The sequence below is a fragment of the Staphylococcus pasteuri genome (assembly GCF_003970495.1).
In the GTDB taxonomy this organism is placed as follows: Bacteria; Bacillota; Bacilli; order Staphylococcales; family Staphylococcaceae; genus Staphylococcus; species Staphylococcus pasteuri.
On sequence record NZ_RXWW01000033.1, the window covers coordinates 34,982 to 43,749 of the forward strand.

Annotated in this window: 8 protein-coding genes; 5 read left to right on the forward strand and 3 right to left on the reverse strand. The window is 30.9% G+C overall.

Annotated features, from left to right (window positions below; all coding sequences use genetic code 11):
* The first annotated feature begins 151 nt into the window (after positions 1 to 151).
* A complete protein-coding gene (locus tag CD121_RS04840) occupies positions 152 to 745 on the forward strand; it encodes a hypothetical protein (RefSeq protein ID WP_029055411.1) in 594 nt (197 codons plus the stop codon).
* Between the two features lie 60 nt (positions 746 to 805).
* Here CD121_RS04840 and CD121_RS04845 read toward each other — a convergent pair whose 3' ends face one another.
* Complete coding sequence (locus CD121_RS04845; protein WP_126567535.1) at positions 806 to 2,173, reverse strand: aspartate kinase; 1,368 nt, start codon at positions 2,171 to 2,173, stop codon at positions 806 to 808.
* 188 nt (positions 2,174 to 2,361) lie between these two features.
* Between CD121_RS04845 and CD121_RS04850 the strand changes: the two genes are divergently transcribed.
* Genes CD121_RS04850 through CD121_RS04865 form a run of 4 tightly spaced genes read left to right on the forward strand, consistent with a single transcriptional unit; the run spans position 2,362 to position 6,482 of the window.
* Positions 2,362 to 3,642, forward strand: a complete 1,281-nt coding sequence (locus CD121_RS04850; protein ID WP_046466634.1) for a homoserine dehydrogenase — start codon at positions 2,362 to 2,364, stop codon at positions 3,640 to 3,642.
* Between the two features lie 5 nt (positions 3,643 to 3,647).
* Positions 3,648 to 4,709 carry a threonine synthase gene (gene thrC / locus CD121_RS04855; protein WP_046466635.1) on the forward strand — a complete coding sequence of 354 codons (1,062 nt, stop codon included), beginning with the start codon at positions 3,648 to 3,650 and terminating at the stop codon, positions 4,707 to 4,709.
* A gap of 1 nt (position 4,710) precedes the next feature.
* Positions 4,711 to 5,625, forward strand: a complete 915-nt coding sequence (gene thrB, locus CD121_RS04860; protein ID WP_046466636.1) for a homoserine kinase — start codon at positions 4,711 to 4,713, stop codon at positions 5,623 to 5,625.
* Between the two features lie 53 nt (positions 5,626 to 5,678).
* Entirely contained in the window at positions 5,679 to 6,482 is an 804-nt protein-coding gene (locus tag CD121_RS04865; RefSeq protein ID WP_046466637.1) for a Cof-type HAD-IIB family hydrolase, read from the forward strand.
* Positions 6,483 to 6,593: 111 nt separating this feature from the next.
* On the opposite strand, the gene CD121_RS04870 is transcribed toward CD121_RS04865, so the two are convergent.
* Together CD121_RS04870 and CD121_RS04875 are read right to left on the reverse strand one after the other, a co-directional pair.
* A complete protein-coding gene (locus CD121_RS04870; protein WP_029055406.1) occupies positions 6,594 to 6,908 on the reverse strand; it encodes a hypothetical protein in 315 nt (104 codons plus the stop codon).
* Positions 6,909 to 7,105: 197 nt separating this feature from the next.
* Entirely contained in the window at positions 7,106 to 8,557 is a 1,452-nt protein-coding gene (locus CD121_RS04875; RefSeq protein ID WP_029055405.1) for an amino acid permease, read from the reverse strand.
* Positions 8,558 to 8,768 lie beyond the last annotated feature (211 nt).

Here is an 8,768-nt window from a genome sequence, read left to right on the forward strand (position 1 = left end):
ACACTCAATTAAAACTGTGGATATAATAAAATTTTATAGCATTAAATATAGATTTTACTAATTGTTCACAAATAACCAATTGAAAAATTTTAAGTATATAGGTATAATCAATCTTATGAAAGCGTTTACTAAGAAGGTGGTGTGCTTATACATGGAAGAACATTTAAACACTAAAACATTAGTTGAAGAATTAATTCAAACTTCATCTCAATCATTCAAATTTCATGGTGTAGTTGCCATGCAATTGTTTTTAAGTGATGATTTTGAACTACCTTCAAAAGTAGATATTTGTGTAGAACGTAAAAAATTAATAGAAATTGTAAAAGCAATTCCTAAGACATTCACAGTTTGTTTATATAATAAAGCAGGGGAATGTTTTAAAAATCGTAACATAGCTTTAAAGGATATTACCCATGTAAATGTATATGATGACCAACAACATATCATGGAAATTTTTGTTTATGATGTTGTAAATGATGAATGGGTATTTAGATTAGATAATAAAATTCGTTTACCAAAGGATAATATATATTTCCACTCATTAAATAATGGTGTGGATTATATTAAACCCGAAATTGTTCTAATGTATGATTTATTAGACAATCAAAATTACCATCAATTTTCAAACTATAAACGAGTGATTGATTCATTAAGTTATTACCAATTCTTTATTCTCAAACTTGTAGTAGGCGAGAAAAGGATAAAAGAGGCAATTATTAATAATAAAAAGATATTAGAATCATAAAAAGCAACTTTCTATTTGGAATCTTATCCATTCCATAATAGAAAGTTGCTTTATTTTTAGCTATTCTTTAATACACACGCCATGGTAACAGAATTCATAAGTTGATCTAACCGCTTTTTCTGCATCTTCCACTTTAATTCCAAACATCATAGATATTTCTGAAGCACCTTGGTTTATCATTTTTAAATTAATATTAGATTCAGCTAGAGCATGTGTAATCTTGCTAGCTGTACCTACAACTCTGTTCATACCCTCTCCAACAATCATAAGGATAGCTAGATCATGGTCGATACTTAATTCATCGACATCACAATGTTTTTGAATATCGTTTAATACCCGACTTTCAATATTTTTAATTTGATTGGAACGCATAACTATACTGATATTATCAATTCCAGAAGGCATATGATCGAATGAAATATTGTAATCTTCAAATACACCTAGAACCTTTCTAGTAAAACCTACTTGTCTATTCATTAAATATTTTTTGATATTGATTACTGTAAAGTCCTTATCACAACTAATACCACTAATGACATTTTTAGAATTAATTTCTCGGTCATGTAATATATATGTCCCTTTATCTTCTGGTCGATTAGTATTTTTTATAACTACAGGAATACGATCTTTATGTAATGGTTGAAGCGCTTCATCATGAAATACACTGAAACCAGCATAAGATAACTCACGCATTTCTCTATAAGTAATTTCTTCAATAATTTCAGGATCTTTGATGATATTTGGGTTAGCTTTATAAATACCAGAAACATCAGTAAAGTTCTCATAAAGTGAGGCTCTAACACCACGTGCAATAATAGCGCCGGTTATGTCTGAACCACCTCTTGGGAAAGTAACTATAAAATTATGTTTTGAAACGCCAAAGAAGCCAGGAATAATTAATTTTTCCTTATAGTCATTTAATTTATAAATCTGTTCATATGAAGAATCCAATATTTGAGCTTGTTTTGGTAAATCTGTTACCCAAATACCTGCTTCTTTAGGTGAAATATACCTTGTTGGGATACCTTGACTATTATTATATGTGGCAATGAGTTGAGCGTTAAAGTCTTCACCACATGACACAATCGCATCGTATAGTCGAGAGGGTTTATCTTTAAGTTCATGAATATAATGTTCAAGAGTATGATCGATTGTATCGAGAATATAACGATCCATATCGAGCTCATCAACGATATCAGCGTATCTTTGAATAATTTCTTGTTTTTTATGTTGATAATCAATGTTATTTATCGCTTTTTCATACAAACGAATTAATAAATCTGTCGTTTTAATATCATCTTTTGATCTTTTACCTGGTGCAGAAACGATAATAATTTTTCTTTCTGGATCTTCATTAACTATCTTTAATACTTTTTTAATTTGTTTGGCGTTGGAAACAGAACTGCCTCCAAATTTAGCTACTTTCATAAATAAAACAACCTTTCTAAAAAATCAGAAAATTTCATTCAGTTTTTGTCTAGAGAATGGTAATATAAAATTATATTTCTATTATTGCGAACTTTACAAAAATTAAGAATAATTCTATACTATACCATCATATAGTATTTTTCAACGATACATTTGTTTTTCTCAAATGAACAAGGAGGTACAGCTAAATGAAAGAATTAAATATAGCATTACTTGGTTTAGGTACGGTCGGATCAGGTGTTGTTAAAATTATCGAAGAGAATAGGCAACAAATTAAGGATACACTTAATAAAGATATAGTTATCAAACATATACTTGTTAGGGATAAGTCAAAAAAGCGACCGCTAAATATTAGCCAATATCACTTAACTGACGATGTTAATGAAATTTTAGAAGATGATTCTATTGATATTGTCGTTGAAGTAATGGGTGGTATCGAACCAACAGTTGATTGGCTTCGTACTGCATTGAAAAATAAAAAGCATGTTATTACGGCAAATAAAGATTTATTGGCTGTACATTTAAAATTGTTGGAAGATTTAGCCGAAACTAATGGCGTTGCATTAAAATTCGAAGCAAGTGTAGCAGGTGGAATTCCGATTGTGAATGCAATCAATAATGGATTAAATGCTAATAACATTTCAAAATTTATGGGTATTCTGAATGGAACATCAAATTTCATTCTTTCAAAAATGACTCAAGACCAAACATCATTTGAAGATGCTCTTGAAGAAGCAAAGCGTCTCGGTTTTGCAGAAGCGGATCCTACTGATGACGTTGATGGTATTGATGCCGCTAGAAAAGTTGTTATTACATCTTATTTATCATTTAATCAGGTAATTAAGTTAAATGAGGTTAAATTAAAAGGTATTAGAGAAACAACATTATCTGATATTAATGCAGCTAAATCTTTAGGATATAAAATCAAATTAATTGGTAAAGGTACATATAGTAATGGAAAGGTTAATGCATCAGTCGAACCGACGTTGATCGATGAAAATCATCAACTTGCTGCAGTTGAAAATGAATATAATGCAATATACGTTATCGGTGATGCTGTAGGGGACACAATGTTTTATGGTAAAGGTGCTGGAAGTTTAGCTACAGGTAGCGCAGTTGTTAGTGATTTACTAAATGTAGCATTATTCTTTGAGTCGAATTTACATACACTACCGCCTCATTTTGAATTGAAAACAGAAGAAACTAGAGAAATGATGGATAATGATAAAGCAGTGTTAAAACAAGAAAAACTTAACTTCTATGTTGTTCTTAAAGCACAACACAATTCTGAAGAAAAGTTAGAAAATGAACTCAAAGCACATTTACCGTTCCATAAATCATTGAAAATAACTAAAAGAGACGGAGATACATTTGCAACGGTTATTATAGGGTTAGATCAATCACCAGAACAACTATTAAATGACGCAGGATTTGAAGTAAGTAAAATTTATCCTGTAGAAGGGGTTTAATTTTTATGAAAAGATGGCAAGGATTAGTTAAAGAATTCGATACGTATTTACCGGTAAATGAAAACACACCTCATTTAACATTGAACGAAGGAAACACACCTTTAATTTATTGTGAAAACATGTCTGAAATGTTAGGTATAGAATTATATGTAAAATATGAAGGTGCAAATCCTACTGGTTCTTTTAAAGATAGAGGAATGGTAATGGCTGTAACTAAAGCCAAAGAACAAGGTAAAAAAATCGTGATTTGTGCTTCAACAGGTAATACATCTGCATCTGCAGCGGCTTATGCAGCAAGAGCTGGTTTAAAAGCAATTGTTGTAATTCCAGAAGGTAAAATTGCTTTAGGGAAATTATCTCAAGCCGTTATGTATGGTGCAGAAATTGTTTCTATTGAAGGAAACTTTGATGAAGCCTTAGAAATTGTTAAAGAAATCGCTAAAAATGGAGATATTGAACTAGTTAACTCTGTGAATCCATTCAGAATTGAAGGTCAAAAAACAGGTGCCTTTGAATTAGTAGAACAATTAGACGGTCAAGCACCAGATATTTTATCTATTCCAGTAGGTAATGCAGGAAATATTACAGCTTATTGGAAAGGTTTCAAAGAATATCATGATAAAAAGGGTAGTCAACTTCCACAATTATTTGGTTTCCAAGCTGAAGGTGCATCACCAATTGTTCAGAATAAAGTGATTAAAAATCCAGAAACAGTAGCGACTGCCATTCGTATCGGTAACCCTGCTAGTTGGGATAAAGCTACAAATGCATTACAAGAATCTCAAGGTTTAATTGACAGCGTTACAGATGAAGAGATATTAGAGGCATATCAAATGATGACTTCTAAAGAAGGTGTGTTTAGTGAACCAGCAAGTAATGCATCTATAGCTGGACTTATTAAACTTCACCGTGCAGGACGTTTGCCTAAAGGTAAAAAAGTAGTCGCTGTTCTAACTGGAAATGGATTAAAAGATCCTGATACTGCCATTTCTTTATTAGATAATCCTATTCAACCACTTCCAAACGATAAAGAAAGTATCATTAAATATATTAAAGGGGCTCTTTAAAATGGAAGTAATATTAAAGTTGAAAATTCCCGCTTCAACAGCAAATTTAGGTGTTGGTTTTGACTCAATTGGTATGGCTTTAAATAAGTATCTGTATATGGATATAAAAGAGATTCAAGGTGATCAATGGGAATTTAACTACTTTAATGAAGAATTAGAGACTTTACCTAAAGATAATTCAAATTACATCTATAAAGTTGCACAATTAGTTGCTAAAAAATATCAAGTTGAATTGCCAGCTTTAAATATTGATATGAGAAGTGATATACCTTTAGCAAGAGGTTTAGGTTCTTCAGCTTCAGCATTAGTAGGTGCGCTATATATTGCTAATCATTTTGGTAATATTCAATTATCTCAATATGAATTACTTCAATTAGCGACTGAAATAGAAGGTCATCCTGATAATGTTGCACCTACAATTTATGGAGGTTTAATATCTGGTTATTACAACTCAGAATCAAAAGTAACAGATGTTGCTCGAATAGATGTACCTAAGGTAGATGTTATATTAACGATTCCTCCTTATGAACTTAAAACTGAAGAATCACGTAAGGCATTACCAGATACATTTTCCCATGCTAATGCTGTCAAAAATAGCGCGATAAGTAATACAATGATTTGTGCGTTGATACAACACAAATATGATTTAGCTGGAAAAATGATGGAACAAGATGGTTTTCATGAACCATATAGACAGCATTTAATTCCAGAATTTGAAAAGATTAGAAATATTTCTAAAGCACACCATGCATATGCAACCGTAATTAGTGGAGCTGGACCGACTGTACTAACTTTGAGCCCTAGGGAACATAGTGGTGAAATAGTAAGAACGTTAAAGAATGAAATGTCGCATTGTATTTCAGAATTAGTAACGATAAATGAGGTTGGTGTAATTGAAGAAGTAGTGTACCAATAAGCTCGTTTTGATGTAAAATATAGATAAGTCATTGAAAGGAGATTCGGAATAATATGAGCAAATATAAAGTAGTTGTTATGGATATGGATGACACACTAATGAATAGTGAGAATAAGGTATCTCCAGAAACACAATCTTATCTTATCGACATTCAAGACAAAGGTTACAAAGTTGTATTAGCATCCGGACGACCAACAGAAGGTATGATTCCCGTTGCGAGAACTTTAAAATTAAATGAACATGAAAGTTATATTATTAGTTATAATGGTGGTAAAACAATTAACATGATTTCTGAAAAGGTAGAAGTAAGTAAAACCGTTTCGAAAGAGAACTTCGATGAAATTGTCGATTACTGTAGAGAAAAAGGATTTTTAGTATTAACTTATGACGATGGACATATTATTTATGATGGTGAACATGAATATATGAATATTGAATCTGAACTTACCGGACTACCTATGAAACGTGTTGATGATATTAAATCATATATTACACATGGTGTACCAAAAGTAATGGGTGTTGATTATGTTGGTAATATTACTGAAGCACGTATTGATTTAAATGGTTATTTTAATGAAGAAATTGACGTTACAACTAGTAAACCATTCTTCTTAGAATTTATGGCAAGAGACGTTTCAAAAGGGAACGCAATTACTGCTTTATGTGAAAAATTAAATATATCACTTGAGGAAGTTATCGCATTTGGCGACAGTTTAAATGACCAATCTATGTTAGATGTTGTAGGATATGCTGTTGCAATGGGTAATGCAAGTGACGAGTTAAAAGAAAAAGCGGATGAAGTCACATTAGATAATGATTCGAATGGTATACCACATACTCTAAAAAAACTACTATAATGTAAATAAATAGACTTAGGTATTTTTAAGGATAATTAAATAGCGTTAAATAATGAATGCTATCAACCTAATCCAAGTAAAGATACCTAAGTCTATTTTTGTCTATTGAATTTATTTAGCTGTGTGAGTCCAATCTTTTTTTCCTCTATAGCGCTTAACATGTGCATAAACTTGATCTGCTGCATAGTCAAGGTTAGTATATACAGTTATAGTAAAAGCTGATTGGTTATCTTGAAATTTTTCCTCTAAATATACTTCTTTAAGATGTGTGAATAAGTTACTCATTTGGTCATGATTTAAACTTGGGTATTCTCTTAATGTATTTTTTACTAATTGACCATTCTTTTCCTCTAAAGCTTGTACAACAATTACAAAACGTTCATCATTTTTAATCACATCATCGAACAAATTTGTTTGACCAATCATTTTAACCACCTCTAAGCCTTATTTCTTAATTTTATTATACATGATTACGAGCGCTCAGAAAATAAAGATTAACTAGGAATTAATTGTAATTTATTGATTATTGTATAGAAAATTTAAATAAAAATACCTTCCAATTAAAAACCTATAAATCGGCTTGAATTGAAAGGTATAAAATATTTAAACTATAGATATATTAACTATTCATTTTTAAAGATATGAGAACTTAAATCCATATTTTCAAGTTTTACAAATTTAGTTTTCTTAATGAGTTTATGGACAATGAAAATAATTGCCAAAATAATGAGTGGTGTAAAGTTTCGAATAACACTTACCCAATCTCCTGAAACAATACTTCCAAATGAACTACCAAATAATAAAAATAGTAAAGTTGCTATAACTATAATTGGGCCAAATGGATAAAATGGAGCTTTATAAGGTAACAACTCATTAATATTTTTACCTTGCTTTTTAATTGCACTGCGTACTCTAATTTGTGCCCAGATACTTGATCCCCAAACGACGATGACCATTGAGCCAATAATATTTAATAAATTGAATACCGCATTCGAATTAAAATTAGCATATATAACTACTGCTACAACTAAAATATAAGTAGTTAAAATGGCTCTAATTGGTAATTTCGTTGTTTTATTTAATGTTTTAAAGAATTGAGGTGCTTGTTTATCTACACTTAACGAATAAAGCATTCGACTTGTAGTATAAATACCTGAATTTGCTGCTGATAGTAGTGACGTTAGTATTACAGCATTAATAACTGAAGCTGCAAAGGCGATACCAATTTTATCAAATACAATCGTAAATGGACTTTGTGTTACAGATTGGCTTTCGTTTAATAGCAATGGATCAGTATATGGGATTATAGCGGCAATAACTGCTATAGATAATACATAGAATAATAAAATTCTCCAAAATACTTGCTTAATTGCTTTAGGCATGGATTTACTAGGATCACTAGATTCTCCAGCAGTAACTGCGACCACTTCAGTCCCACCAACAGAAAAGCCAGCAACTAATAAAACACTTAAAATACCAGAAATACCACCAACAAAAGGTGCTTGTCCTTTAGTATAATTTTCAAAGCCATATGTATGGCCACCTAAAATACCAAAAATCATTAATAATCCCAATATAATAAATACAATAATAGTAACTACTTTGATGAGAGATAACCAAAATTCAGTTTCACCAAAAGCTTTTACTGAAAAGATATTTAAAAGTAAGAGTAGCGTTATAAAAATTAGGCTCCAAGTTAATGGGCTAAAGAAATTGAAAACATCCCAAAATTTTAAAACATTAGAAGCTACAATAACATCTACACTAGTTACGAGTGTCCACATTCCCCAGTATAACCATCCCATGGTAAAACCTAGTGACGGATCAATAAATCTAGATGAATAAGAACTAAAAGAACCAGATACCGGGTAGAAGGTAGCTAATTCTCCAATTGATGACATTAAGAAATAAAGCATAATCCCAATTAATAAGTAGGCTAGTATAGCACCACCAGGTCCTGCTTCAGAAATGACACTACCAGTAGCGACGAATAATCCTGTTCCAATGGCGCCACCGATAGCAATCATGGTTATGTGTCTGGAGGTTAAACCTCTTTTCATATTATTATCTTCCATATACTGTCTCCCATCTATTTTAAATATATCCATCATTTTAAGTCTTTTGAACCTAGTATTCAATACTAATTAGCACTTTAAAGTGAAAAAACAACAAATTTTCTGATAATTCTAAATAAAATGAGTAGTTTTAGTTTCTTTTTTTGAGGGAATACTTTATAATAGATATTAAATTATAATTATTCTAATTTATGTGGAGGGGATATACACA

Excerpts from the sequence above, each read along its gene's own strand:
- thrB (WP_046466636.1), top strand. The coding sequence starts at position 4,711 with ATGGAAGTAATATTAAAGTTGAAAATTCCCGCTTCAACAGCAAATTTA.
- CD121_RS04850 (WP_046466634.1), top strand. The coding sequence starts at position 2,362 with ATGAAAGAATTAAATATAGCATTACTTGGTTTAGGTACGGTCGGATCA.
- CD121_RS04865 (WP_046466637.1), top strand. The coding sequence starts at position 5,679 with ATGAGCAAATATAAAGTAGTTGTTATGGATATGGATGACACACTAATG.
- CD121_RS04840 (WP_029055411.1), top strand. The coding sequence starts at position 152 with ATGGAAGAACATTTAAACACTAAAACATTAGTTGAAGAATTAATTCAA.
- CD121_RS04875 (WP_029055405.1), bottom strand. The coding sequence starts at position 8,557 with ATGGAAGATAATAATATGAAAAGAGGTTTAACCTCCAGACACATAACC.
- CD121_RS04870 (WP_029055406.1), bottom strand. The coding sequence starts at position 6,908 with ATGATTGGTCAAACAAATTTGTTCGATGATGTGATTAAAAATGATGAA.
- thrC (WP_046466635.1), top strand. The coding sequence starts at position 3,648 with ATGAAAAGATGGCAAGGATTAGTTAAAGAATTCGATACGTATTTACCG.
- CD121_RS04845 (WP_126567535.1), bottom strand. The coding sequence starts at position 2,173 with ATGAAAGTAGCTAAATTTGGAGGCAGTTCTGTTTCCAACGCCAAACAA.